Origin of the sequence: Leifsonia sp. Root227, assembly GCF_001428745.1 — a bacterium.
GTDB lineage: Bacteria > Actinomycetota > Actinomycetes > Actinomycetales > Microbacteriaceae > Leifsonia.
This window is the reverse complement of sequence record NZ_LMIO01000001.1, coordinates 511,411-535,635: the sequence shown is the minus strand read 5'-3', so window position 1 is coordinate 535,635 and position 24,225 is coordinate 511,411. Positions and strand designations below refer to the sequence as shown.

The 24,225-nt window shown below is 66.1% G+C and carries 24 protein-coding genes; 11 read left to right on the top strand and 13 right to left on the bottom strand.

The features are described from left to right. Positions 1 to 4: 4 nt before the first annotated feature. From ASE16_RS02510 to ASE16_RS02480, 7 genes are all read right to left on the bottom strand, one after another. Complete coding sequence (locus tag ASE16_RS02510) at positions 5 to 979, bottom strand: ABC transporter substrate-binding protein (RefSeq protein ID WP_055890211.1); 975 nt, start codon at positions 977 to 979, stop codon at positions 5 to 7. Between the two features lie 82 nt (positions 980 to 1,061). Next, on the bottom strand, positions 1,062 to 2,072 hold the full coding sequence (locus tag ASE16_RS02505) for an ABC transporter substrate-binding protein (protein WP_055890209.1): 1,011 nt from the start codon (positions 2,070 to 2,072) through the stop codon (positions 1,062 to 1,064). Beyond that, on the bottom strand, positions 2,069 to 2,929 hold the full coding sequence (locus tag ASE16_RS02500; RefSeq protein WP_082581164.1) for an ABC transporter ATP-binding protein: 861 nt from the start codon (positions 2,927 to 2,929) through the stop codon (positions 2,069 to 2,071). Before ASE16_RS02500 ends, ASE16_RS02505 begins: the two co-directional genes overlap by 4 nt. Next, complete coding sequence (locus ASE16_RS19940) at positions 2,926 to 4,038, bottom strand: FecCD family ABC transporter permease (protein WP_235500269.1); 1,113 nt, start codon at positions 4,036 to 4,038, stop codon at positions 2,926 to 2,928. The genes ASE16_RS02500 and ASE16_RS19940 overlap by 4 nt, the downstream gene beginning before the upstream one ends. Next, positions 4,035 to 5,099 (bottom strand): FecCD family ABC transporter permease, encoded by a 1,065-nt coding sequence (locus ASE16_RS19935; RefSeq protein WP_055890206.1) that lies wholly within the window; start codon positions 5,097 to 5,099, stop codon positions 4,035 to 4,037. The genes ASE16_RS19940 and ASE16_RS19935 overlap by 4 nt, the downstream gene beginning before the upstream one ends. A 119-nt stretch (positions 5,100 to 5,218) precedes the next feature. Then, entirely contained in the window at positions 5,219 to 7,018 is a 1,800-nt protein-coding gene (locus ASE16_RS02485) for an ABC transporter ATP-binding protein (protein ID WP_055890204.1), read from the bottom strand. Next, on the bottom strand, positions 7,015 to 8,736 hold the full coding sequence (locus ASE16_RS02480) for an ABC transporter transmembrane domain-containing protein (protein WP_055890201.1): 1,722 nt from the start codon (positions 8,734 to 8,736) through the stop codon (positions 7,015 to 7,017). The genes ASE16_RS02485 and ASE16_RS02480 overlap by 4 nt, the downstream gene beginning before the upstream one ends. Positions 8,737 to 8,874: 138 nt before the next feature. Here ASE16_RS02480 and ASE16_RS02475 point away from each other — a divergent pair, with 138 nt between their 5' ends. After that, entirely contained in the window at positions 8,875 to 9,600 is a 726-nt protein-coding gene (locus ASE16_RS02475) for a helix-turn-helix domain-containing protein (protein WP_055890199.1), read from the top strand. Between the two features lie 373 nt (positions 9,601 to 9,973). Here the strand turns inward: ASE16_RS02475 and ASE16_RS02470 are convergent, their stop codons facing one another. Genes ASE16_RS02470 through ASE16_RS02460 form a run of 3 tightly spaced genes read right to left on the bottom strand, consistent with a single transcriptional unit; the run spans position 9,974 to position 11,645 of the window. After that, a complete protein-coding gene (locus ASE16_RS02470) occupies positions 9,974 to 10,543 on the bottom strand; it encodes a DUF3618 domain-containing protein (RefSeq protein ID WP_055890197.1) in 570 nt (189 codons plus the stop codon). Next, entirely contained in the window at positions 10,540 to 10,956 is a 417-nt protein-coding gene (locus tag ASE16_RS02465) for a phage holin family protein (RefSeq protein ID WP_055890194.1), read from the bottom strand. Before ASE16_RS02465 ends, ASE16_RS02470 begins: the two co-directional genes overlap by 4 nt. Continuing rightward, complete coding sequence (locus ASE16_RS02460) at positions 10,953 to 11,645, bottom strand: hypothetical protein (RefSeq protein ID WP_055890192.1); 693 nt, start codon at positions 11,643 to 11,645, stop codon at positions 10,953 to 10,955. The genes ASE16_RS02465 and ASE16_RS02460 overlap by 4 nt, the downstream gene beginning before the upstream one ends. 278 nt (positions 11,646 to 11,923) lie before the next feature. Here ASE16_RS02460 and ASE16_RS02455 point away from each other — a divergent pair, with 278 nt between their 5' ends. Further along, entirely contained in the window at positions 11,924 to 12,271 is a 348-nt protein-coding gene (locus ASE16_RS02455; RefSeq protein WP_055890189.1) for a hypothetical protein, read from the top strand. 1,086 nt (positions 12,272 to 13,357) lie between these two features. Here ASE16_RS02455 and ASE16_RS02450 read toward each other — a convergent pair. The 3 genes from ASE16_RS02450 to ASE16_RS02445 all read right to left on the bottom strand — a co-directional run bounded on the left by ASE16_RS02450 (position 13,358) and on the right by ASE16_RS02445 (position 15,892). Next, complete coding sequence (locus ASE16_RS02450; protein ID WP_157480004.1) at positions 13,358 to 13,717, bottom strand: hypothetical protein; 360 nt, start codon at positions 13,715 to 13,717, stop codon at positions 13,358 to 13,360. A 266-nt stretch (positions 13,718 to 13,983) separates the two neighbouring features. After that, on the bottom strand, positions 13,984 to 14,328 hold the full coding sequence (locus tag ASE16_RS19260) for an ArsR/SmtB family transcription factor (protein ID WP_200949537.1): 345 nt from the start codon (positions 14,326 to 14,328) through the stop codon (positions 13,984 to 13,986). 682 nt (positions 14,329 to 15,010) lie between these two features. Next, entirely contained in the window at positions 15,011 to 15,892 is an 882-nt protein-coding gene (locus ASE16_RS02445) for a LysR family transcriptional regulator (protein ID WP_055890184.1), read from the bottom strand. 120 nt (positions 15,893 to 16,012) lie between these two features. On the opposite strand from ASE16_RS02445, the gene ASE16_RS02440 reads away from it, so the two are divergent. From ASE16_RS02440 to ASE16_RS02395, 9 genes are all read left to right on the top strand, one after another. Then, complete coding sequence (locus ASE16_RS02440; protein WP_200949536.1) at positions 16,013 to 16,387, top strand: cupin domain-containing protein; 375 nt, start codon at positions 16,013 to 16,015, stop codon at positions 16,385 to 16,387. Then, a complete protein-coding gene (locus tag ASE16_RS02435) occupies positions 16,384 to 17,526 on the top strand; it encodes a four-carbon acid sugar kinase family protein (RefSeq protein ID WP_055890182.1) in 1,143 nt (380 codons plus the stop codon). The genes ASE16_RS02440 and ASE16_RS02435 overlap by 4 nt, the downstream gene beginning before the upstream one ends. After that, the gene (gene pdxA, locus ASE16_RS02430; protein ID WP_055890179.1) at positions 17,523 to 18,518 is read left to right on the top strand and encodes a 4-hydroxythreonine-4-phosphate dehydrogenase PdxA; all 996 of its coding nucleotides are present in this window, start codon (positions 17,523 to 17,525) and stop codon (positions 18,516 to 18,518) included. The genes ASE16_RS02435 and pdxA overlap by 4 nt, the downstream gene beginning before the upstream one ends. A gap of 3 nt (positions 18,519 to 18,521) precedes the next feature. Continuing rightward, positions 18,522 to 19,262 (top strand): cyclase family protein, encoded by a 741-nt coding sequence (locus ASE16_RS02425; RefSeq protein ID WP_055890177.1) that lies wholly within the window; start codon positions 18,522 to 18,524, stop codon positions 19,260 to 19,262. Positions 19,263 to 19,275: 13 nt separating this feature from the next. Then, complete coding sequence (locus tag ASE16_RS02420; protein WP_055890175.1) at positions 19,276 to 19,956, top strand: hypothetical protein; 681 nt, start codon at positions 19,276 to 19,278, stop codon at positions 19,954 to 19,956. Positions 19,957 to 20,053: 97 nt separating this feature from the next. Further along, positions 20,054 to 21,547, top strand: coding sequence for an APC family permease (locus ASE16_RS02415; protein WP_162255958.1), 1,494 nt, complete (start codon positions 20,054 to 20,056; stop codon positions 21,545 to 21,547). A 67-nt stretch (positions 21,548 to 21,614) separates the two neighbouring features. Continuing rightward, positions 21,615 to 22,427 (top strand): cyclase family protein, encoded by an 813-nt coding sequence (locus ASE16_RS02410; protein WP_055890172.1) that lies wholly within the window; start codon positions 21,615 to 21,617, stop codon positions 22,425 to 22,427. After that, positions 22,424 to 23,380, top strand: a complete 957-nt coding sequence (locus ASE16_RS19255) for a threonine/serine dehydratase (RefSeq protein WP_082581160.1) — start codon at positions 22,424 to 22,426, stop codon at positions 23,378 to 23,380. Before ASE16_RS02410 ends, ASE16_RS19255 begins: the two co-directional genes overlap by 4 nt. Positions 23,381 to 23,427: 47 nt before the next feature. Beyond that, a complete protein-coding gene (locus ASE16_RS02395; protein WP_055890166.1) occupies positions 23,428 to 24,129 on the top strand; it encodes a hypothetical protein in 702 nt (233 codons plus the stop codon). The last annotated feature ends 96 nt before the right edge of the window (positions 24,130 to 24,225 follow it).

Genomic DNA, 24,225 nt, shown 5'->3' with positions numbered 1-24,225 from the left:
CGCCTCAGCTCTGCTTCTTGAGGGCCGAGCGGATGTCATCGAGCAGCCCCATCGCGTCGGAGTACGAGCCGGGGAGGAAGTCGGCGGTTCCGACAACGTGGCCGGCCTTCACAGCCCGCAGGTCCTTGTACCCGGCGAGCGCGAACAGCTTGTCGATGTTGTTGGCCGGGCTGCCGTCGTTGTTCGTGTAGTAGATGAGCTGGTCAGCGTCCTGCAGGAGGTCGGTGCGCTCGTACGAGACCGACGTGTTGCCGCCCGCCTTGGTGTCCTTGGTCGCAGACGCGAACTGCGCGCCGAGCTGGGTGAGCACATCGCCCACCGGCGAGCTCGTGCTGTAGATCCAGTAGTTGCCGTCGTCGAAGCCGCCCTGGATGACGTCCCACTTCACCGAAGCGAGCTGGTCGGCGTACTCCTTCTTCGTGTCGTCGATCGCGGAGTCGTACGAGCTCTTCAGCGTCGCCAGCTTCGCGTCGGCGCCGACGAAGTCGGCGGTGTACTTCGGGTAGTCCTGCCAGGTCGCCGTCTCGCTGAACGGAGCGAACGCGGTCGGGGCGATGGCGGAGAGCTTCTTGTACGCGTCCTTGAGGTACGGCACGTCGACGCCGACGATCAGGTCCGGCTTGAGCGCTGCGATCTTCTCGTAGTCGACGGTTCCCCCTGTCACGACCTTGTCGGCCGGTTTCCACTCGTCCAGGTAGCGGGTCGGCACGTACTGCTCTCCACTGTCCTCGACCGCGACCGGCTTCACGCCGAGGTCGTAGAGCGACTCCGTGGTCCACGAGTGGATGGAGACGACGCGCTTCGGGTGCGTCGGCACGGTGACCGAGCCTTCCGCGGTCGAGACCGTGCGCGTGGCGGCGGCGGAGCTGTCGTTCCCCGCGGCGGGGGCGCTGCAGCCTGCGAGCAGCAGCGCGGCGGCGGCCGCGGCGGCGGCGAGCGCGCCGAGGCGGCGCAGGCGGGAGGAGGGAGGCGGTGTCATGGTGACGTCGGGTCCTTTCGGGCGATGGTCGGGATGGGTGGATGGGGATGGTCGGCGGGGTCGAGCCCGGTCCTGGATGCGCTCAGGCGACGGGCGAGAGCGCGCCGAGCAGCGCATCCAGCTCGGTCACGGCCTGGCCGGCCCAGCGGTAGCCGCACAGGTCGATCCAGGTGACCGGGAGGACGTTGCCCGCCTTGACGGCCGGCAGCTCCTTCCACGCGGGCAGGGCGAAGACGTCGGCCAGGCCGCTCTGCGGCGCACCGGCCGTGTCAGCGCGGAAGACGATCATCGTCGCGTCGGCCAGGTCGCTGAGACGCTCCGTCGAGATCGAGACGCCGTTCGAGTCAGTGCCGCGTGCGACGGAGGCGAACGTGAGACCGAGGTCCTGGTAGACCACGCCGGCGCTGGACGGGGCGAGGTCGACGCTGAAGTTGCCGTCCTGGGAGTAGTTCAGGGAGGCGATCGTCGTCGCGGCGATGGCGTCAGCGCGCTTCGCCTTCAGGGTGGCGACCGCGTCGCCGTACTCCTTCTTCAGTCCGTCGTGCTCGGCGAGCCGGTTGACTTCGTCGGCCGCCTGCTCATACGGCGGCCGCCAGTCGCCGGTCTTCCCGAAGTCGATGGTCGCGGTGGCCGCGACCTGAGCGAGCTTCTTCATGGCTCCCGGCGAGTTGTCGTACAAGCTGCCGGGGGTCGGCCCGAGCACAAGGTCGGGGTTCAACGCCGCGACCTTCTCGGTGTTCGTCGACGTGATCTCGCCCACCGAGTGGATGGCCTTCAGAGGCTTCACGTACGGCTCGTACATGCTCGACGCGTCCACCCAGGAGTAGTCGATGCCGCCGACCGGCTTCATCCCGAGCTCGGTGAGGAAGATGCCGGAGTAATAGTCGATGCAGACCACGCGCTCCGGGTCGGCGGGCACCTCGTACTCGCCTTGGGGCGTCTTCACGGTGCGGGTGGCCTTCGCGCTTCCGGACTGCGCCGGCGTGCAGCCGGCGAGCATGAGCGCGCCTGCGATGCCGAGTGCGCCGAGCATGGTGCGGCGGCTGATGTCGTCGACGATGAGGGGGCGGCGGGTGCTGAGGTCGGTGATCATGCGGTTTCCTGTCGGTTCTCGGGGGAGACGGGGATGAGGGTGGCCGGGCGCCGCTCGAACACGCGACCGGGCGGTCCGAGCGGGACGACGAGCGGCGTCCCGGCTACGGGGTCGGGCAGGATGTGGGCGGGAAGTCCGAAGACGTCGTGCACCAGGTCGGCCGTGATGACCTCCTCGGGCGTGCCCTGGGCCACCACGCGCCCGTCGTTCATCGCGATGATGTGGCTGGCGTACCGGCTGGCCTGATTGAGGTCGTGCAGCACGGCGACGAGCGTCCTGCCCTCCTCGTTGAGCCCGCGGAACAGCTCGAGCAGCTCGAACTGGTGCGCGATGTCGAGGAATGTGGTCGGCTCGTCGAGCAGCAGGATCCCGGTCTGCTGCGCCAGGGCGAGGGCCACCCAGGCGCGCTGGCGCTGGCCGCCGGAGAGCTCGTCTACCCGCCGGGCGGACAGCTCGGTGATGCCGGTGGCGAGCATGGCGTCCCTGACGGCGTCCTGGTCGGCGCGGGTCCACTGCTGGAACGTGCTCTGGTGCGGATGCCTCCCCCGCGCGACGAGGTCGGCGACGGTGATGCCGTCCGGCGCGAGCGACGTCTGCGGCAGGAGGCCGAGCCTGCGGGCCACCTCCTTGGTGCGCATCCCGTGGATGTCGCGGCCGTCGAGCAGCACCTGACCGGACGACGGCTTGAGCAGCCGGGCGAGACCGCGCAGCAGGGTGGACTTGCCGCCCGCGTTCGGTCCGACGATGACGGTGAAGGAGCCGGCCGGGATGGCGACGTCGATGCCGTCCGAGATGACCCGGCCGTCATAGCCGAGGGTGGCTCCCGCCGTCTGCAGGGGCGAGGTGGGGTCGCTCATGCGCGCCGTCCTTCCACGATGAGGAGCCAGAGGAAATAGCCTCCGCCGAGGACCACTGTGACCAAGCCGACCGGCTCCACGGTCGGGAGCGCGTGCTGGGCGATCCAGTCCGAGGCCATCAGCAGGACGCATCCCGTCGCCGCCGCCGCGCCGAGCGCGATGCCGGGAGACCGGGTGAGCCGCCGGGCGATCTGCGGCGCGGAGAGCGCGACGAACGCGATCGGACCGGCGAGCGCGGTCACGGTAGCGCTCAGCGCGACGCCGACGATGACCGCCGAGAGCCTGACCCGCTCGGCGCGCACTCCGAGTTGCCGCCCCGCGTCATCGCCGAGTTCGAGCAGGTGGAGACCGCGCGAGAGCAGTGCGACGCAGGGGAAGAGCACGGCGAAGGCGATAGCGGCGACCAGAAGCTGCGGGTATCCCGCGCTGTCCAGCGAGCCCGCGCCCCAGAACGCCGCGCTCACGGCCTGCTGCTCCGGGGCGTGGAGCAGCATCCAGGTGTTGACGGAGGTGAGCATCGCGGTCACGCCGATGCCGACGATGATCAGCCGGAAGCCGTGCACCCCGCGCCGGTATGCGAAGAGGTAGACCGCCGCGGCCGTCGCCAGGCCGCCGAGCAGAGCTCCGATCGTGACCGCATACGGACCGCTCGCGTGCACGACCAGCATCACGACGAGGGCTCCGGTGTACGCGCCGGTGTCGAAGCCGATGATGTCCGGGCTGCCGAGCGGGTTGCGGGTGAGCGACTGGAAGATGGCACCGGAGACTCCGAGCGCGAGGCCGAACAGCGCGGCGACGAGCACCCTCGGCAGCCGCCACTCCACCACGATCGTCGACACGATGCCGGACTCGCGGCCGGTGAGCGCTCCGACCACCTGACCGAGGTCGAGCGCGTATGAGCCGGTGGCGAGCGAGAGCAGGCCGAGGCAGACGGCGATGACGGCCAGTGCTCCGATGACGACCACCGACCGGCGGGAGAGCCGGAACGAGAAGCCGGGGCGGCGCACGACGAGCTGGGGGTCGGCGAACGCGATCTCGTCGTCAGGGCCGGCGCCGTCGCGCGTGGCGGGCGTGTCCGCATCCACGTTGCCTGCCGGGGCGGCGCTCACAGCTCGGTCGCCTTCGCCCGGCGCGCGAGCAGGATGAGCACGGGCGCGCCGACGAACGCCGTGACGAGCCCCACCGGCAGTTCGGCGGGCTGTGCGACGAGGCGGCCGAGCACGTCGGCGCAGAGCAGCAGGCACGGTCCGAGGACGAGGGTGTACGCGAAGATCCAGCGCTGATCGGGGCCGGTGATCCAGCGGGCGACGTGCGGGATCATCAGGCCGACGAACGCGATCGGCCCAGCCGCCGCGGTCACAGAACCCGCGAGCAGGGTGACGGCGATCACGGCGATGGTGCGCGTGAACGCCGCGCGGCCGCCCAGCGACGCGGCAAGGTCGTCGCCAAGAGCGAGAGCGTTCAGCTCGCGGGTGATCGCGAACGCCAGCAGGAGCCCGACGACGATGAACGGCGCGATCAGCGCGGAGGTGTCGACCGGCGGCCCGACCAGGCTGCCTGTGGACCAGCTCAGCAGGCTCTGGAAGGCGGCGGGACGCGCCAGGACGATCGCCGACCCGATGCCGCCGAGCACCGCCGCAACGCCGACACCGGCGAGCGTCATCCGCACGGGGGTAGCGCCCGTCCTCCCCGAACGCCCGATCACGGCGACGACGCCGGTCGCGATGATCGCGCCGGCAAAGGCGAGCCAGAGGTACTGGGAGATGCTCCTCATCCCGAGGAACGCGATGCCGACGGTCACGGCGAGCGCTGCTCCCGCGTTCACTCCGAGGATCCCCGGGTCGGCCAGCGGATTGCGGGTGAGCCCCTGAATGAGCGCGCCCGCCACCCCCAGGGCCGCTCCTGCGAGCAGGCCGAGGACGGTGCGCGGAACCCGGAGGCCCGTGATCACGAGATCGGCGTCGGAGGTGTCCGGATGCAGGAGGGCGGGGATGACGTCTCCAGGCGGGATCGGCTTCGCGCCGAAAGCGATGCTGGCGGCCGTCAAGGCGACGAGAAGCGCGAGCGCTGCGATCAGGCCGCCGATCCGGATGGCCGCCGGTCGTGTCGATGGCGCTCGGCGTCCGTCGGTCTGCGCGCCGATGGGCGGCGCGACGGCGGAGACGGGCATGGATTCTCTTCTGGGGGAGGAAGTTAGGTAAGGCTAACCAAAGCGGCTGCGTCGACCAGCGTATGTCAGGCACCCCGCGTGTGCATATCGCGAATCGGACACATGCTGTCGCCGAAGCGTCAGTCCTGGGCGGTGGCCCAGGCGTTCCACAACCGCGCATACTGCCCGCCGGCCGCGACCAGCTCGTCGTGCCTACCGCTCTCCACGACGTTGCCCGCATCCATCACCAGGATGCGGTCGGCGGTCTCCGCCTGACTCAGCCGGTGCGCGACCACGAGCGCCCCCCGTCCGGCGAGCACCACCTCGGCCGCCGCGTCCAGGGAGCGTGAAGCGTCGCTTCCCGCGTCGGCTGTGGCTTCGTCGAGGATCACGAACGCCGGATCGAGCAGATGCACACGAGCCAGCGCCAGGTGCTGGCCGAGCAACGGCGACAGCGCGCGGCCTCCGGCGCCGACCAGTGTCTCCATCCCGTGTGGGAGCGCCTCCACCCACGGCAGCGAACCGACGGCGGCGAGCGCATCCCGCAGTTCGTCATCGGTCGCGGCCGGGCGGGCGAGCCGGAGGTTGTCGGCCACCGTCCCCGCAAACACGTGGGTCTCCTGTGCGACGAGGGCGACGATGCGGCCGCGGGCGTCGGCGTCGAGTCCTCCGAGCGGCAGCCCGCCGTACTCGACGACTCCCCCGCGTGGATGGCGGACTCCCGCCAGCAGGCTCGCGAGGGTCGACTTTCCACTCCCGCTCGCGCCGACGACGGCGACCCTGGTGCCCGGTCGCACTGCGAGGTCGAGGTTCCGGATTAGGTCGACCCCGCCGGTGTACCCGAAGGTGAGGGCGCGGGCGGAGAGGGCGGGTGCTGCCGCTTGTTCCCGTGCCGGCTGCCGGTCCGTGGGCGACACGGCGGCGACCGCCTGACCAGCGACCGCACCCGCCTCGACCACGCCGATGAGGCGCGCGAGACCGGCCCCTGCACGCTGCAGGTCGTCGAAGACCCCGAGCACCGTGTTGATGGGGTTGAAGAGGCCTGCGAAGAACAGCGCAGCGGCCGTCGCCGCCCCCACACTCACCTCGCCAGCGCCGACGAGCGCGAACGCGACCACCAGGATCGCGCTCAGGCCGATGAGCTCAGCGAGGTTCAGGCGCCCGTAGAAACGCGTCATCATGCGCGTCGCCTTCAGCTCGTAGGCGACCGTGTCGGCCGAAGCCTCCGCGGCCAGCCGCTGCTGCCTGCCGCGCAGCCCGAACGCCCGGATGGTCGGCAACGCACTGAACGACTCGAGCAGCCGCGCGGTTCGTCGCCCGGCGGAGACCCGTCCCTCCGCGTAGAGCGGACCGGAGACGCGCAGGTACCAGCGCAGCGTGAAACCCTGGACGGGAACGGCCAGCAGCCCTGCGACCGCGAAACGCCAGTCGAGCCCTGCCAGCCCCACCAAGGTGACGGCGATCGCGATCGCCGCCGACAGCATGCTGCCCAGGGTTCCCTGCGCCACCTCCGTCACCTGTTCGACGTCGTCGGAGACCCGCGACACGAGGTCGCCCTCCCCGCCGTCCTCGACGGTGTCCAGCGGCAGCCGCACGGCGGCGGAGACCACCTCCTCGCGCAGTTCGCCGAGCGGCGGGAGCACGGCGCTGGCCAGTAGCCGCCCTGACAGCCAGGTGGATGCGGCACTCAGCACCGCGCACACGACGAGCACGACGATGGGCGCGATCAGAGCCGCGGGCGCCGCACGGTCGACCACGAGCTGCGTGATCCAGCCGATCACCGCCGGCACGCCGAGTGCGGCCGCCGCCTGCACGATCGTGGCGACGCTCGCCCCGGCGAGCGGCAGCCACCGCCGCCGCAGCATGTGCCTGGTGTGCCGGGCGACCCTGCGACCGGAGGCGACGGGGAGGCGTCGGCGCTGCGGGGTGGCCCCGGTCATCGGACGACCATCGCGCGGTAGACCGTGTCGCCGGCGAGCAGCTCGTCATGGGTGCCGCGGGTGCAGCGCGCGCTGTCCGTGCCGCTCGTGCCGTCGACCAGCACGACGGTATCGCACCGGGCGAGCAGCGCGGCGGAGGTGGTGATCACGACGGTGGTGCTACCGGAGCGCAGGTCGCGCAGGCGTTCGGCGATGACCTCCGCCGTTGCCGGGTCGACGGCGGTGGTCGGCTCCTGTAATACCAGCACGGGAGCGTCGACCGCGAGCGCGCGCGCCAGGGCGAGGCGCTGCCTCTGCCCTCCCGACAGGCGCCGGCCGAACTCGCCGGCGGCTGAGTCCCAGCCGTCGGGGAGCGACTCCGCGATCTCGTCGGCGAACGCCGCCCATGCACCACGGCGGGCGCGGTCCGTGATGCCATCGAGCCGGGCGTTGCCTGCGCCCTGCGCCTTCTGAGGCTCAAGCTCAGGCTCCGCGAGCGGGTCCAGGTTCTCCCGCAGCGTCGCGTCGAGCACGGCGGAATCATGCGGCGCGACCAGCACCTGAGAACCATAGTCGTCGATGCGGACGGTCCGCGCATCCGCTCCCCCGACGCGGACGACCAGCCCGGAGGTCACGCTCTCGAGGGCGACGGCGGCTGCGATCCTATCGGCGTCCTCATGTCGCACGCACACGACTCCGGTCAGCTCGCCTTCTGCGGCGCCGACGACGATCCCGTCACCCGTGATGCTGAGCGCGAGTTCTCTCGGCGGTGCCGTGCCACCCGCATCCAGCGCACCGGCGCGCTCGAGGGCACCCGGGCGTTCGAGGACCTCTCCGATCCGCCGAGCCGACGCGATCGCCCGCTGCGCCACCCCCGGCAGGCCGGTCAGCGTTCCCAACGGCCCGGTAAGGAACACTGCGAGACCGAGCACTGACACCAGGCTGCCAAGACCGAGCGATCCGGTGAGTGCCAGCCACCCGCCAGCGCCGGCGATGAGCGTGAGGTACACCCCGCTCAGCAGTGCGGCGATGCCGCCGATCTCCGCCTCGGCCCAGACCGCCCTCTCCGACGATCGGACCGCGCGACGGCTGATCGAGCGGTAACGTTCCGCCGACGCCGTTGCCGCGCCCAGCCCGGCGAGGGTGCGCAGCCCTCGCACGATGTCGGCCGCCGCAAGGGTCGCATCGGCCGTGGCCACTTGCTCGACGCCGGCGCGCGTGGCGACTTGCCGCGACAGGACGCTCGTGGCGATGACGACCACAAGCGCCCCGAGCACGATCATGCAGCCGAGCAGCGGGGAGGCGGCGATCAGGAAGGTGCTCGCGGCGATCAGCGCGACCACGGCCGCCACACTGGATGCGACGATTCCGACGAGTGCGCCGACCCGATCCGCGTCGCTGGATGCCCGCGAGAGCAGGTCCCCGGGTGCCAGATCCGCTCCGCCGTCCTGCCGCAGCGCCCGCTCGACGACGGCGAGCCGGACGACATGCCCCGCCTGCTGCTTCGCCCGCGCGCTCGCCCGCGCGCCCAGACGATACGACAACGACAGCACAGCGAAGTCGGCGGCGAGCACCAGCAGCCAGAGCGCGAGGGAGACGGCCGCCCCCTGCGCGACAGCCCCGGCAATGGTTGCTCCGACGAGCACGGGCACCATTGACTCCCCCAGCTGATGCGTGGTGTAGAGCAGACAGGCCAGCGCGAAGTCCTCCCGACGCGCGCTGAACGCTGCACGGATCACGGACCCACTCCGCCCTCTGCGCACGCGACTCTTCTCGACCATCGCTTTCACGCTAGCGATGGATACGTTTGACGGCTAAGCGTTAGGCTGACAAGGGATAGCGCGAATCCGCCAACCGCCGAGCCACAAGGAGCCCCGATGTCCACGCGGATGATCGAACTCGAACGGTTCACAATGCAGCGCGGCCAGGCGTTCGATCCCCACTCCCACGACGCCCACCAGCTGATCTGGACGCCCGACGGGATCCTCGCCGTAGAACTCGAGAACCGTTACTGGATGCTGCCGACCACACTCGCGCTCTGGGTGCCCGCCGGCGTCCCCCACTCCCCACTCGCGTTGCGCGACTCTGTGATGGAAGGCATCTACCTCGACGCTGGAAGTGCGACCAACGGGTGGGACCACCCGACGGCGGTGAGAATATCGCCACTCGCCCGCCAGCTCATCGCCCATCTCCGCGAACCCCTCGAAGCTCTTCAGCGCGACCGCGCTGAAGCGGTGCTTATGGACGTGCTCGTGCCGGCGGGCACCGCATCCATCATCGTGCCCCTCCCGACGGACCAACGGGCCGCGGCGGTAGCCCGCCGCATTCTCACCGACCCCGCCGACCAGCGAACGCTCGCCGACTACGGCCGTGACGTCGGCGCAAGTTCCCGCACGCTGCTCCGCACATTCTTGAGCGACACTGGTCTCCCGTTCAGCACCTGGCGGACGCACGCCAGACTCCAGGCTGCTGTCGGCATGCTCGCGGAAGGACATACGGTCTCGCAGGCGGCATACCAGGTCGGCTACAGCACGCCGAGCGCGTTCATCGCAGCGTTCCGCCGCACCACGGGACAGACGCCAGGGGCATTCGTTCGGCGATGAGGTGATCTGGAAGAGATTGCAATGACGTGACGGAAGTCTCCAGTTGTGTCCTCCGGTATGTCCGGCTACGAACCCAACGATTTGTCCGTCTGCCCCGTGAGTGCCCCGATAGCAACCACCGGTTTTTCGGCGGAGGCAGCATCAGCAGCTACCGTACCTCGACGCCCAGTGCGCACGGACCTCGACCGTTCACCAGCCAGATCGGTGCATGCGACGGACGTCGCACACGGTCTCAGTGACATCCTCATCCGGGGCTCCATAGTCAAGCGTCTCTATTTACCGCCGCGACGGCTTGACGCGTGCTGACGGGCCGTCGGCCTTCGGGGCGTAGCCGCGCTGACTGGCGCGGTTACGCCCCTCGCGTCGCCGATCGCTAGGCGTTATCGCCGAGGACGTGGCGGGCTTCGCTCGCGTCGTCCGCGACGACCTGAGCCGAGTCGGCCGCTTCGTCCTTGACGGTACCGACGGCGTCCTTGGCTGAGTCGGCGACTGCGTTCGCCGCGTCCTGGGCCGGTTCTTTGAGGTCGCTCGCGACCTGCTTGGCCGCGTCGGCCGCTTCGTGCAGGAGTGGCTGGGCTGCGTCCTTGACGCCTGCGGCGATCTCGCGTTCCTTCGTGCTCGCCGGGATGAGGGATGCGGCTAACCAGCCGACACCGAACGCGATCAGGCCGACTGCGAGTGGGTTGCCCTCCGCCTTGTCGGCGACAGCCCGTCCGGCGCCGGTCACGTTGTCGCCAATCGACGAACCGGCGGAGTTCGCGGCTGAGTCGGCGGAGCCCATCACCCGTTCGGTGGCTGAGCGGAAGGCGGATTTCACCTTTTCGGTTTGGCGGTGCGCGATCTTGGACGGGGTGACCTTGTCGGCCAGGGCGTCCACGTTGCCGCTCAATTCTCGGCGAGTGCTCTCGATGTCGGCGCGGATCGCGTCCGGGTTGTCAGTCATCGGTTCTCTCCATTTCGTTTCAGAGTCTCTGGCATTTCTTTGATCGTCTCGACGGTCTGCGGCACACCCTTGACAGCAGCCAACTGACGGCGCCCGACGAGGAACAGGACCAGGCCGATGACGGCCCAGACCACGGCGACGATGACCGCCGACCAGGCGTTGCCGACCAGGTAGCCGAGCCCCCACCACAGAGCGACGGACAGGAAGAACAAGACCATCAGCCCGGCGTATCCGGCGCCGCCGAGCATCCCCGCCCCTTTGCCTGCCCGGGTCGCGGATTGACGCAGCTCGGCCTTGGCGAGGTCGAGTTCCTGCCGCATCAGTGTGGACAGGTCACGCGTCACCTCACCGAGGAGGTCACCGAGCGAGGTTGATGCTGCCTTCGCCTCGGATGGCGTGGGCTGGTCTGTCATGGCCGACCCCCGAACCGCGGATCGTAGCCGACGTCAGTTGTCTCTGCCGGGATGATCGTCGCCGTTGGCGCGCGCATCGGGGCCCGCGGGGTGACCGGCTGCTCAGGAAGAGTGGCTCCGCTGTTGGAGTTGTCGTCTTCCGCATTGGTGCTGCTCGTGGTGTCGCTCTCGGGAGCGCCGCTGGTGAGCGAACGGGTCAGACGTCCGGCAAGCACGCCGGCGACGGCGGCCGCCGCAATGAAGGTGCCGGGGTTGCGCCTGGCGTACGACTTGATCTCGCCCAGGAGCGACCCTGGGTCTCGCTGACCGATCCAAGACGCGATCCCGCTCGCCCGATCTGCGGCCTGCTTGGCGAGCTCGCTCGCGACCCCGTGCGTCTCGGAGGCGTCCGCCATCTGCGACAGCTCGTCGCTGATCGACTGCAGACCGGTCGCGACACGTTCCTGCTGCGCCGCCGCCTGTTCCTTGAGCTCGGTCTGCGCTTGCCGGTAGAGGTCCTTCGCCTGCGACTTCGCCTCGTCGGCGACCCCGGCGGCTTCCTCCTTGACGACGTCCACGACGTGCTGACCTTCGTCGGCCGCGGTGTCTGCGACATGCGCGGCCTGCTCGCGAGCCACGTCGGCGGTGCTGCCATTGTCAGGCGTGCCAGTGTCGAGCGGTTCCCCGCCGTAATGCGTTGTGTCAGACATGTCTTCTCCGTTGAATGAGTTGAGGGGCGTGTGGGCGCAACTCAACCCTCGGCAGCGGATTGCGGTAGCCGATTGACGCGCCACCCGAAAGAGAGGATGTAGCGGTTGCGGAGGAAGGCTCGGCTGATACTCCCTTTCGGCCCTTGGCCGTCGATTGGTGTTGATGAGAGCATGGGAGTGCATTCCCAGTCCCTGAATGCGAAATAGTGGGACGCGCATCGGGGGCGAGCCTTCTCGCTGCCGCGCGTTCGGGTGATGCTGTCGAGGAGGAGATCATCATGGGGAAGTTGATGTACGGGACGCATGGGCGACCGATAGACGTCGAGGATCGGATGCTCGCGCACCTCGAGATTGCGATCCTTTCAAAACTGCGTCGCCAAGAACCTTTCGCGTTGTCTTGGATCAGCGGCGGAGAAGACGGCGAAGCCGCAGGCCGGCGCACCACGTGGATCAGCCCAGGAATGGAGTTGGAATTCGTCTATTCCACGTCCGAGTCCCCTCAGATCAACCGGGAGTGGGCCGAAATTCTGATGATGAGCGCCGATCGGGGAACGATGCACCTTCGTCCAGAACCGGATGCCGAATCTCTGGACGCTACCAAGCGGGCGCTTACGAAGGTCAACTAGGCCGAACCCTCGCTCACTTCGCAGGGTAGTAGCGCACCAGCTCCAGGCATATAGTGCTGGCACCGGTCCCCCACCGGGAGTCTCTGGAGTTGCCATCCCCCGGTCAGCCCCGCGGACGAATCCGCGCCCCGACCCTCGCTATCTGGCAGAGAGCCGGGGCGCTTTCGACGCCGCTGAAGGTCCTGCCCGTTGCGGGTGATAGCTTCGGCTAGCCATAAACCGGCTCGGTTATCAACTCACGTCACGAATACTCGTACGGTAGAAGCGCAAAAGGTCGGCAGGCGACAACCACTTGGCGGCCATGTGTCCAACATCCACCCGCCGCGACGCCATGTGATGCACGGTGCGGTGTCCTGCCTTCGATGTACTGTGCGCCGTGAAACAGCGGTTGGTTTGCGATTGTTTAGGCTGAGCGTCGCAAGGCCACCGCTCGGTATTGTGAGCTTGTGAATCGCCGCCAGGTCGACCATGCCGCTCGACGACCTCTCCGCGAGCGTCGGCGACCGTTAGTTCGTATCTGCCGACCGCTTCGGCGAGGGCACGTATCCAACGATTTCGACGCGGTCACGATGCCCAGCGTTTTATTTCCGCGGATGCGGTCGAATGGTTAGAATCCGGCCCGGTCCACGATGTCGAGATCCGCGCAAACACGTTCCGGCGGTCAAGCTCACCAGTCATCTTGATCAGTCCGAGCACTGACGGTGCCACCGACCCGGTACATGGCCGCATCGCAATCGAGTCGAACTTGTTTGACGCAACGTCATCGCCGATTGTGGATGCTCGCCTCGTGGCTGAGCTTGTTTATAGGGGTAACTGGGTGGCGGATCTGAATGCCGTTGCGGTTCGAGTGGACGGTGTCGAGCATCTCTTTGATTTTTGATTCTGGTCGCATCGAGAGCTGAGCGGGGTGTCGCTGAGTGGATGGACGCCCGCCCGTGGGCGGGGCCGTCTCGGGCATGCGATGAGCCTGCTGACGCTCCAGGCGGAAACGAGGAAACCCCGCTGTCCCGATCGTTGGGTTTCAGCCCGAAACGATACGCTCAGCGCGACGAGCCGCGGGACAAGCACCAGCGGCTGCTGGGACCTTCAGTCGGTAAGCGGGAGTTCGTCCAGCTGCAGGTCCCAGACCTTATCTAATTCGTCGTCCCACTCGTAGTCGTCTTGATCGACCAGGTTGTGCCCGTGTCGGTAGACCAGGTCGTCGATGCTTCTCCATTCCGGCAGGAGCTCGATCGGCACCGGCTGAGCTCTCTCGTCAGTGACCGCATGCAATCCGTAGCCGCGATCGTTCTCGAGGATCACGAGCGCGCGGGCGTGTGGGACGTTGGACCGAACCCAGTAGACCACGGTCGACCACACCAGCTCGCGCAGTTCCGAGTCGGCTACTGAAATCGCTCGAAGTCGCGTTTCGATCGAACCGGTTTTGTCATTTGTGTACTTGTCCATACTGAGAACATGCGGCGATTGCGCAAACGAGTTCCCGTAGCGCCCGTCCAGACCACGCGCGCAGGGCCAATAGTCCCCTGGCCGGACCTCGCGATCAGTCGCTGGCGATCGTCCCTGCCACCGCAAGCCCTCGGAGGAAGCTACGTTCAAGTCCCTGCGCAACGGCCGCTCAGATCAGGTTTTTCGCGAGGGTGAAGGCGTCAATCAAATGGGAGGGACCAAATGGGGTGATGCATCGATACGGTATCGTCGCGCAGCACGCATGTTCATGCGCAATGGCATTCCTCGCCGGCGCAGCACCCCGGCTCGACAAATAGTGTCACACGAAGCAGTTCATCCAGCGCAGGCGCAATATGCCCGTCGGCGAGCCGATACCAAGTCCGCCTGCCATCCGGGACCGCCGCAACGAGCCCGCACCCCCGCAAGCACGCGAGCTGATTCGACATAACCTGACGGGAGACTCCGAGCGCCTCGGCAAGATCGGAAGGGAATGCGGGCGCCTCACGTAAAGCGAGAAGTACGCCGACGCGGGTCGCATCTGACAGCGCGTGACCGAATCGCGCCAGAGCTGCTGTGTGGGTGACCGTGGCGGTTGATGGAGCGTACATCATACCTTGAATAGTACAGGTCATGCTGTACTAAAAGTCACGTGCGGGACGCCCGTGACTCGCGACGGATCGGTCAGCAACGCGGAATTCGTCCGCGCTAACGCTCGGGGCGTGAGCGGCTGCCTCTACGCGGGACGAAATACGACACGTTTCATGTCAACCGCGCGGCCTCTCTCCTCACACGCAATACCATGTCCACCGGAATCGTGCGCGCACATTCCCTTGTAGAAATGAGCCTTAGGGACCCGGGAAACGCGAGCTGCGCCCACCTCGCCTGTCGAACGGTGCACTCGCAGGAAGGAGGCAACCGATTGCGCTGGCTGATTACTAGCCGACAATGGCTTGGAAGCGCTTGAGCGCTCACACTGGGGGGCTCCCTGGATGGGCTAGGCACTACGTGAATTGCGCTTCGTTCGACGTGGCGATACCTAGTATCTACGTCTCGGCCAACAGTCGAAGATTGCGTCACGTTGCGGACCTCGACTCCTCCGCAACACTTCGCGGACTGCCAGCCCTACCTCAGCCTCGCCGCGAGGCGCAACGATTCAAGTCGCGGTCGCTTACGAACTGCATTGCTGCCGAGTGGGCGACTGCCGACTGTCACGCACGAGCTGGCAGGTGGCGCGCTTCCTATTGGGTTCCGGTGGCAACAAGGTGGAGCTCGCGTGCTGGGATTCTTGCCGCGTTACGCTCGCCGAAAGGACCGCGGTGGCGTCGAGCTAACCCGTTGTGCAGATAGCCAAGCGCTCAGCTGGGCGACCCGAGAGTCAGTTGTGCCGCGGGATGTGAGGAGCACGTATGACGTGCCATCCGGGATGAAACCAAGCGGCGCAACCAGACGCCCAGCGTCCAGGTCGTTCTTTACGAGCGCGTACGGGCCGATCGCAACACCTAAGCCCGCGGTGGCGGCTTCCAGACTGAGATAGAAGTGTTCAAACTGCTGCGTCGTCGCCTCGGGCAGTTCGACGTCGCTGAGTTTCGCCCAAGTGGCCCACGCGCCAGCGCGGGTGGCTGAAACAAGTCGTGGGGCATAGGCGAGATCGGTCGGCTGGTGAATCTCGGCGGCTACCTCCGGGCTGCATACCGGCCCGACCCACTCAGCGAAGAGCTCCGTCGACTCTAGAGACGGTGCAATGTCGAAGTCGGTGCGCCTGATTGCAGCGTCGATACCTGTTCGATGCAGATCAACGGGACCACCGGCGGCCGAGAGATGCAACTCAAGCTCAGGGTGGGCAACGTTCAGTGACGGTAGCCGCTGAAGAAGCCATTTCATCATCAGTGTCGGTTCGCAGGACAGCACCAGCGCTCCCCGCGCAACAACCGGTCGCGTCTGCCGCACAGCTGAGGCAATCAACGCCAGAGCATCCTGCACCTGCTTACCGAGCACGAGTGCCGCGTCCGTCGGCACGAGTTTGCGACCCTGCCGCTCAAACAGTTCTACGCCGAGGGATCCTTCCAGGGTTTGCAGTTGCCGGCTGATAGCACCGTGAGTGACGTGCAACTCTTCCGCTGCACGCATCAGTCCGCCGAGCCGGATCGTCGCCTCGAAAGGGATCAGCGTGTTCATCGGCGGCAAATCATTCCAAGCCATATGCGATTTTCTCACACGTTGGTGAGCCCTTGATCCTTGTTGCAAGGGTTTGGACGAGGGAAGGTTAGAAAACCTAGCGGAATGGAGTAGACCCCGATGTTGCAAAAAGTCGTCCTCGCCGATGCGTTCTCCCGGTTCACTGACACCTGGAGTCCCAAAGTCGCCGGCGATATCAACGACATGCAAGTGAAAGTCGCCAAGTTTGAAGGCGAATTCACCTGGCATCACCACGCCAATGAGGACGAGATGTTCCTGCTGGTCTCCGGCCGGCTGCGAGTGGACTTGGAAGACGGCCAGGTTGAGTTGCACCCTGGCGAATTCGTCATCGTTCCCAAGGGCGTCGAGCACCGACCCGTAGCGCTCCCCACTGCCGAGGTGCTGCTGTTCGAATCAGCTACCACTGTCAACACCGGCACCGCCAGCGATGACTCTCGAACCGTTCGCAACCTGGAACGCCTGGAAGACCTGTGAACAACCTCTCGGTCGGCATTGTCGCCGACGACCTCACCTCCGCTGCAGACGGCGCCGCGCCGTTCCGCAACGCGGGTCTGCCCGTCCGCATTGAACTGGATGTGGCGGAAACCACTGATCGTCCAGGCGTCGTCTCGATCGACACCGATTCGCGACGAATGGTCGCCGCCGCTGCTGCCGTTCGGACGGCGGTCGCGGTCCGATCGGTCCGTTCCGCACCGATCCTGTACAAGACGGTGGACTCCACGCTGCGTGGCAACCTCAACAGCGAGGTAACCGCCGCTCTCAGCGCGTCTGGACGCCGCACCGCGGTGATCGCTCCCGCCTTCCCCAGCGAGGGCCGGACAACCGTCGGGGCTGTTCAGCTTCTCTGGGGCGTGCCTGTCGACAAGACGTCATTCGCGAATGATGTGTCGCATCCAGCTCGAGAGTCTGACCTTCGTGTGATCTTTCCCACTGCGGTGGTCTGGGAGCCGGGAGCGCAGCCGATCCCTGACGGCATTGTTCTGGTGAACGCGTCGACGGATGCCGACCTTGACACTCTGGTCAGCCAGGTGGGCCTCATGGACGACGTTCTTTGGGTTGGCTCCCCGGGAATCGCGGCGGGTCTCGCGCGCGCGGTGACGGCACCCTCGACACCCCACTCGGTGTCTCTTGCCGCCTCTCGGGTCCTCACAGTAGTAGGTAGCCAAAACCCAACCAGCAGGTCACAACTCGACCGTCTTCTGGAGCCCGCTCAGATCGTCGACGCAAGGGTGGGGACGGATCACGCTATCGACGCCATCCAGCGGCAGCTAGCCGCGGACGGGATCGCGGGACTGGTCGATCGCAGCCCCGATATCACCCCCGAAGAAGCGAGCCGACGACTTGCCAGCATCGTCAACGGGGTTCACGCCGGCGAGGGATTCGACGCTCTGATCGCCACGGGAGGCGCAACGGCGCGAGCCATCCTTGACAGCCTGCGCACGCGAACTCTTGAACTTGTCGATGAACCCGAGCCCGGGATCGTCGCGCTCGTTACCTCGGACGGATCCCCGTTCCCTCTGATCGTCAAGGCGGGCGGCTTCGGCGACAACAATGCGCTCGCCCGACTTGCCACCCTCCTCCGCCCTACATCACACCCTCAGGAGCTGTCATGAAGCCAATCGCCATCACGATGGGAGATCCCGCCGGAATCGGACCGGAAATCGTCCTCAAGGTCGCCGCCGAAATCGGTGACCGTTTACCGTTGCTCGTATTCGGCGACGTGGACCTCCTCCGCCAGACTGCGGAGACGCTCAACATTCCTGTCACTGTGCAGGAGGTGTCCGGCTCGGTCGAAGCGCGTAACACGGTCGGGTCACTTCCAGTGCTCACGATCGGAAAGGTTCCTACCGACCTCCCGGTCGGCCAGGTCAGCGCCGCCGCCGGTCAGGCTGCATACGACTATGTCGCCACGGCGATCGAATACGCCATGCGCGGCGAAGTCGCCGCGATCGTCACCGCCCCGCTCAACAAAGAGGCGCTGCGTCTGGCTGGATTCCCCTACCCCGGCCACACGGAAATCCTGGCGGAGCTCAGCGGGACCGATGACTTCACCATGATGATGGCCAGCGAAGATCTGCGTGTGGTCCTAGTGACCATCCATGAGCCGCTTCGCGAGGCCATCCAAAATGTGACCGAGGAGTCGATCCTCCGTGTCACTCGGCTCGCAAACGATGCGTTGCTCCGTTCGGGGAACAAGTCTCCTCGGATCGGGGTGGCCGGCCTCAACCCGCACGCTGGCGAAAACGGCCTTCTCGGCCGGGAGGAGATCGACATCATCGGCCCGGCCGTAGAAAAGGCCCGCGCTGAGGGAATCGACGTACACGGACCGTTCCCTCCCGACACGGTGTTCCTGCGGGCACGCAAGGGAGACTTCGACGTGGTCATCGCCCAATACCACGATCAGGGGCTGATCCCGTTCAAGTACCTCGGGCTGGAGAAGGGCGTCAACGTCACGATCGGTCTTCCGTTCGTGCGCACCAGCGTCGACCACGGAACAGCATTCGAGATCGTCGGGAAGGGCATCGCGGACCACCGCAGTCTCCGCGTCGCGCTCGACCAGGCGCTCGCCATGATCGGCGAACCAGCTCTGAGTATTCACGGATAGCTCATGGAAAAGCTTCTTGCTACCCTTCATGCCGCCACCTGGGTGGACCTCACCCACGCGTTCCATGAAGGGATCCCGCACAGCCCCGCCTTCCAACCGGAATCTCGCAGCGTGGTGTCGACAATCGAACGTGGACCGGATGGGCGCCCGACCGGCTTCCTGAGCCACGAGTATCATCACGTCGGCCAGTGGGGCACACATGTCGACCCGCCCTCGCATTTCGTGCCGGGACTGCGCCATCAGGACGAGATCCCAGTCACCGAGATGATTCTGCCCCTCGCAGTCTTGGACATCACGTCCCACGTGGATGGGGATGCGGACTACGCCATCACGCTCGCCGACCTCGAGGCGTGGGAAGGCACACACGGACGAATTCCGCCCGGATCGTTCATCGCCCTTCGCACAGGATGGTCGACGCGGTGGCCGTCCCAGCAGCGCATGATGAACGCTGACTCCAGCGGCGCATTCCACTACCCAGGTTGGAGCCAAGAGGTTCTGAGCACCCTATTCGAGGACCGCGGCATTACCGCCTGCGGGCACGAGACCACAGACACAGACACAGGCGCGGCGGTCAGCCGAGGAGATTCGTCACTCGAACGTTACGTGCTGGGCACCGACCATTACCAAATCGAACTTCTCACCAACCTCGAGCTTGTCCCAGCGACCGGCGCACTGATCGTCGCCACCTGGCCCAAAGCACTCCACGGCTCCGGCTTCCCCGCCCGGGTTTTCGCCATCTACTAGAAGGAACGCTGTAATGGATTTCATTTTCATGCTGACCCGCGACGACCAGACGGTCGCTGACGCACTCCAGGTCGCCGACGAGATCGAATCGGTCCCGCTCACCCACATCGGATTCAAAGACGTGGGGGTGGACACCGCCACCCTCCAAGCACTCCACCGCAAGTTGAAAGCCCGGAATGCGACCACCTACCTGGAGGTCGTGAGCACCACCAAGCAGGCAGCTCTCGAGTCCGCACGCGTCGGCCGCGACTTAGGCGTCGATTGGCTGATGGGTGGGACCTGGGTGGAAGAGACTCTGCAGGTACTGGATGGCTCCGCCACCCAGTACCTGCCGTTCCCGGGTAACCCCGTCGGCCACCCCACCGTGCTCGGCGGCAGTCCCGAAGTCATCGCCGACCACACCCGGCAGTTCGTCAGCGCTGGCGCCGCCGGGGTCGACCTGCTCGCCTACCGCGCCAGCGAGGCCGACCCGCTTGACCTCGTCCGCGCCGCCCGCAACGCCGCACCGGAGAGTCACCTCGTCGTCGCTGGAAGCATCGTCAATCGTGAACAGATCGCCGCGCTCTCTGATGCGGGTGCGGACGGGTTCACGATCGGCCAGGCCGCATTCGCCGGCGTGTATGACCCGCGGCAGGGATCCCTACGATCCCAACTCGTCGAAATCCTCGACGCAGCCGCAACCGCCAACCGGTAACAACCCCACCGCCCCGCGCACAAGCCGGGGCCGTCACTTCGCGGCCCCGGCTTATCACCACCTTCGTTACACCGCTGTCACAAGGAAGGTCCACCCGATGCAAACCCCCACCCCCGAAAACCCTGCCCTCCGTCGAAGCCTCAACGTCTGGGAAGCGATCGCCCTCTCCGTTGCGCTCATGGCCCCTTCGATGGCGGCGAACATCAACCCGCAAGGAACAGCCAGCGTTGTTGGCCGTGCCGTCCCACTCTCGTTCGCAATCGCGACGGTATGCGCGTTCCTCATCGCCTACTCCTTCGTTCGTCTCACGCAGCGCTACAGCCACGCCGGCTCCGTCTACGGATTCGTCGGAGCCACACTCGGACCGCGCGCCGGCATCGTCAGCGGCTGGCTTCTCGCCATCGTTTACGCGTTCTACGCCATCTTCACCGCGGTCGCTGCCGGCAAATTCCTCGTCGGTGAGGTCCGCACGCTCGGCGTTTGGACCCACGCCCCGGATTGGCTTGGGTATGTGTTCGCTGCCATCGCCCTCGGAGTGGTCTGGTTCTTCGCGACCCGAACCGCCCGTCGCGCAACCCAGCTGATGCTGATCGTAGAAGCCCTCACCGTCATCCTCATCCTCATCGTTGTGGCGATCATCTTCGCCAAACTTCTCGTGGGCGACACCCCGAACGGACAGACCTTCGATCTCTCGGTCTTCATCCCGGCACCCAACTCGGATATCTCCGGCGTATTCCTCGGAGTCGTCTTCGGTCTGCTCTCCTTCGGAGGGTTCGAGGGCGCTGCGACTCTCGGCGAGGAAACAAAGTCGCCGCGACGGGACGTCCCTCGTGCGATCTGGGGAACCGTCCTTTTCGGAGGAATCTTCTATGTCATCGTCACCGCAGCTGAGGTGATGGGATTCGGGACAAGTCCGAAGGAAATCGACGCGTTCGTCGCGTCACCGTCGCTGCTGGGCGACCTGTCCGACCAGTACGTGTCCGTCTGGCTCGGACATGTCATCACCTTCGGAGCCGCAATCAGCGCCCTCTCCGGCGCGCTCGCCTGCACAGTCGGTTCCTCCCGGCTCGTCTTCGCGTTGTCCCGTGACGGGGCCGGCCCCCGATCGGTTGCGAAGGTGTCCGGCAAGCACGGCGTGCCTCACCGCGCGGTAGCGGCTGTCATCATCTTCAGCCTGATCTACCTTGCGATCGGACTAGTGACAAACATCAGCCCGTTCGATGAAGCCGTGATCGCCGGAACCGCCGGCACGCTCATGCTCATCGTGTGCTATTTCCTCGCCTGCGCCGGTTCCACACGCCTGTTCTTCACGCCGGGCTCGACCATCCGCAAGTGGGAACTGATCGTGCCCGCCCTGGCAATGATCACCCTCATTTACACCATGTTCCGTAACATCTACCCCTTCCCCGAAGGAACCGCATGGTGGGGCCCAGGGATCTTCATCGGTGCGGTCGTCCTGACCATCCTCGGCGTGCTCATCCGACCGGAGGCAGTCCGCGCCGCCGGTCGACGCTTGACCGAATCCGAAGGTCTCATACTGCCCGGCGACGAAAGCGGATCGCGCATCAGCGATCCTGCACTCGCCGAGTAGCACGGACCGCGGTGCCCGGAACCTCCCCGCTAGCGGTTCCGGGCACCGCCTCACCTGGAGGCAACACATGTCCACTCGTACAATTGATCTCTCCCTCGAAATTGCTGAGGAACTGCCTTGCTACTGGAACACCCACATGCCGTTCCAGCACAAAACCTTCAACTACTTCGCCGATATCCCGGACCAGGATGCGCCGTTGCTTTCACGCCCCGGTGTCGGTGCCTACCAGACACGCTGGATGCTGATCGATGAGCACACTGGAACGCACCTGGATGCACCCGCCCATTTCCTGCCGCAGGAGGGAAGTGGCCTGGACAACGAGTCACCCACAGGTTCCATTACCGTCGAAAAGGTACCGCTTGATCAGCTGACCGGCCCGGCAATAGTCATCGATGCAACTGCCCTTACCGACACGAGCGCCCCGGGAACCTCCCCCATCATCGACATCGACACCCTCACAAAACACGAATCGCAATACGGGCCCCTCTGCGAAGGTGACATCGTCCTTTTCCACACCGGCTGGGATCGGCATTACCTCCCCGGTGAAGCTGGACTTCGTTACAGCCATGACCCGCTCGTCACGAAGAAGCACGCCGGCTGGCCGGCGCCCGACGTTGAGACGATGACCTACTTGCTAGACCACGGCGTCAAATGCGTCGGCATCGACGCCCCCTCTATGGGCGCCTGCCAGGATGGCGCCCCCGTTCACCGCACCGCCCTCTCCCGAGGTGCTGTGTTCATCGAAGGGCTGACTCACCTCGACCAGTTGCCTCCTTTCGGGGCATCATTCACATTCGCCCCGCTCAACGTTGTCCGCGGAACCGGAGCTCCGGGACGCGCATTCGCCGTTCTCAACGATCCCAATGGAGCCCCGGAATGACATCGTTAGAGCACGCAACACCGACCCTCGACGATGTGCGACTTGCCGCCTCACGTATTGCCGGCTCGGTAAAGCGAACGCCGATCCTCACCAGCACCAGCATCGACACCTATTGCGGTCGACGGGTTTACCTCAAGGCAGAACACCTTCAGACAACGGGTGCTTACAAAATCCGAGGCGGCACCAACTTCATTCGTGCGCACGCGGAACGGGGACTAATCCCGGAGAACGGGGTCATCGCCGCTTCCAGCGGCAACCACGGGCTTGGCGTCGCCCGCGCCGCTCAACGGGCGGGGATCTCGGCGATCATCGTTCTGCCGGATAACGTCGTCAAAGCCAAGTTGGCTGCCATCCGGGGTTACGGCGCAGAAACGATCCTCACTGCACCGGAACGCACTCAAGACCTTGCCGGCGAGCTCAGCGTGGTGAACGGACTCCTCAACGTGCCGCCCTACGATCACCCGCTGATCGTCGCCGGCCAAGCAACAGCGACGATCGAGGCGCTCGAAGATGCCCCGCCAGTAGAGGCGATCGTCGTCCCGATCGGCGGCGGAGCCCTCGCATCAGGCGCGGTGATCGCCGCCAGTTCGCAACACTCTCCGCCCCTGGTCTACGGAGTGGAACCAATAGGTGCGGATGACACACGACGTTCCCTTGAAGCTCGACACCGTATCGTCCTTAACGAACCACACAGCATCGCCGACGGACTCCTCCCACCCACTCCGGGAGAATTGACGTTTGCCATCCTTCAATACGGGCTCGCTGGGGTGGCCACTGTGGGCGACGACGAGATCCTCGACGCAGCCCGGTATACCGTCCTGCGCACGAAACAACTCATCGAACCCTCGGCCGCGGTCACGCTCGCGGCTCTGCACGCCTGCCGTATCCCGGGAGACGGTCCAGTTCTGATTCTCCTCAGCGGTGGGAACGTCGATCCGCTCACCATTTTCTGACAACCGAGTCCACCGTCCCGCTCCTTGCCCTCGCTGAAAGAACGCCGATGACTGCCCCCGTACAGAATCACTACTATCTGACAGACACCTACCTGCTCGAGATCGACAGCGACGTCGTCGCCAGCGGGACATCGCCGGATGGAGCTTGGATCGCCTTCAAGAGCAACATCTTCCACCCACAAGGCGGCGGACAACCCGCCGACACCGGCTACGTCGAAGGTGTCCCGGTCATCGCGAAACGCGACCACGAAAGCGGGCTCGTCATCGTGTCCGCAAATTCCGACCACCCACTGCCGGCGCTCCAACCCGGTGCCTCCGCCCACGCCAGCGTCGACCGAACGCGACGCCTCGGGAACGCTGCACTTCACACCGCCGGCCACCTCATCGAGGCGCTCGTGCAGCCTTGGCAATGGCGCACAGTTGGCAACAACCACTTCCCTGGCCAGTCGCGGGTCGAATTCATCTCCGACGACTTCAGCAACCTCGTGACGGAAGACGGCCGCGCCCGTCTCACGGCGGAACTGCGAACGGTCATCAGGGACGCAATCGCCGCCGACCTGCCAACGTCAGCCGTCCTTATGGCCGATGGTACTCGAACTGTTTCAGTCGGAAACCTGCACACCGTTCCGTGCGGCGGCACTCACGTCGCCAGCCTCGCCGAACTGCACAATATGGCCGTCCCGGACCTGCGCGTCAAGAAGTCCAGAATCAAAGCCTCCTACACCGTCGACCATCGCGACGCGAGCTAGAAACATAACGCGGGCAACCGACCGTTCCAGGTCCGCGTGTACTGGCCAAGCGACTGCGCTAGCAGTTCGGAACACGACCCGCGGACCTGAGGAATC

What these genes read in the sequence shown, in the direction of transcription:
- ASE16_RS02410 (WP_055890172.1), top strand. Translation starts at nt 21,615, where the DNA reads ATGTCCACTCGTACAATTGATCTCTCCCTCGAAATTGCTGAGGAACTG.
- ASE16_RS02415 (WP_162255958.1), top strand. Translation starts at nt 20,054, where the DNA reads ATGCAAACCCCCACCCCCGAAAACCCTGCCCTCCGTCGAAGCCTCAAC.
- ASE16_RS02465 (WP_055890194.1), bottom strand. Translation starts at nt 10,956, where the DNA reads ATGACAGACCAGCCCACGCCATCCGAGGCGAAGGCAGCATCAACCTCG.
- ASE16_RS02445 (WP_055890184.1), bottom strand. Translation starts at nt 15,892, where the DNA reads ATGAACACGCTGATCCCTTTCGAGGCGACGATCCGGCTCGGCGGACTG.
- ASE16_RS02455 (WP_055890189.1), top strand. Translation starts at nt 11,924, where the DNA reads ATGGGGAAGTTGATGTACGGGACGCATGGGCGACCGATAGACGTCGAG.
- ASE16_RS19935 (WP_055890206.1), bottom strand. Translation starts at nt 5,099, where the DNA reads ATGCCCGTCTCCGCCGTCGCGCCGCCCATCGGCGCGCAGACCGACGGA.
- ASE16_RS02470 (WP_055890197.1), bottom strand. Translation starts at nt 10,543, where the DNA reads ATGACTGACAACCCGGACGCGATCCGCGCCGACATCGAGAGCACTCGC.
- ASE16_RS02505 (WP_055890209.1), bottom strand. Translation starts at nt 2,072, where the DNA reads ATGATCACCGACCTCAGCACCCGCCGCCCCCTCATCGTCGACGACATC.
- ASE16_RS02475 (WP_055890199.1), top strand. Translation starts at nt 8,875, where the DNA reads ATGTCCACGCGGATGATCGAACTCGAACGGTTCACAATGCAGCGCGGC.
- ASE16_RS02510 (WP_055890211.1), bottom strand. Translation starts at nt 979, where the DNA reads ATGACACCGCCTCCCTCCTCCCGCCTGCGCCGCCTCGGCGCGCTCGCC.
- ASE16_RS19255 (WP_082581160.1), top strand. Translation starts at nt 22,424, where the DNA reads ATGACATCGTTAGAGCACGCAACACCGACCCTCGACGATGTGCGACTT.
- ASE16_RS02440 (WP_200949536.1), top strand. Translation starts at nt 16,013, where the DNA reads ATGTTGCAAAAAGTCGTCCTCGCCGATGCGTTCTCCCGGTTCACTGAC.
- ASE16_RS02395 (WP_055890166.1), top strand. Translation starts at nt 23,428, where the DNA reads ATGACTGCCCCCGTACAGAATCACTACTATCTGACAGACACCTACCTG.
- ASE16_RS02485 (WP_055890204.1), bottom strand. Translation starts at nt 7,018, where the DNA reads ATGACCGGGGCCACCCCGCAGCGCCGACGCCTCCCCGTCGCCTCCGGT.
- ASE16_RS02420 (WP_055890175.1), top strand. Translation starts at nt 19,276, where the DNA reads ATGGATTTCATTTTCATGCTGACCCGCGACGACCAGACGGTCGCTGAC.
- ASE16_RS02460 (WP_055890192.1), bottom strand. Translation starts at nt 11,645, where the DNA reads ATGTCTGACACAACGCATTACGGCGGGGAACCGCTCGACACTGGCACG.
- pdxA (WP_055890179.1), top strand. Translation starts at nt 17,523, where the DNA reads ATGAAGCCAATCGCCATCACGATGGGAGATCCCGCCGGAATCGGACCG.
- ASE16_RS02450 (WP_157480004.1), bottom strand. Translation starts at nt 13,717, where the DNA reads ATGGACAAGTACACAAATGACAAAACCGGTTCGATCGAAACGCGACTT.
- ASE16_RS02425 (WP_055890177.1), top strand. Translation starts at nt 18,522, where the DNA reads ATGGAAAAGCTTCTTGCTACCCTTCATGCCGCCACCTGGGTGGACCTC.
- ASE16_RS19260 (WP_200949537.1), bottom strand. Translation starts at nt 14,328, where the DNA reads ATGATGTACGCTCCATCAACCGCCACGGTCACCCACACAGCAGCTCTG.
- ASE16_RS02500 (WP_082581164.1), bottom strand. Translation starts at nt 2,929, where the DNA reads ATGAGCGACCCCACCTCGCCCCTGCAGACGGCGGGAGCCACCCTCGGC.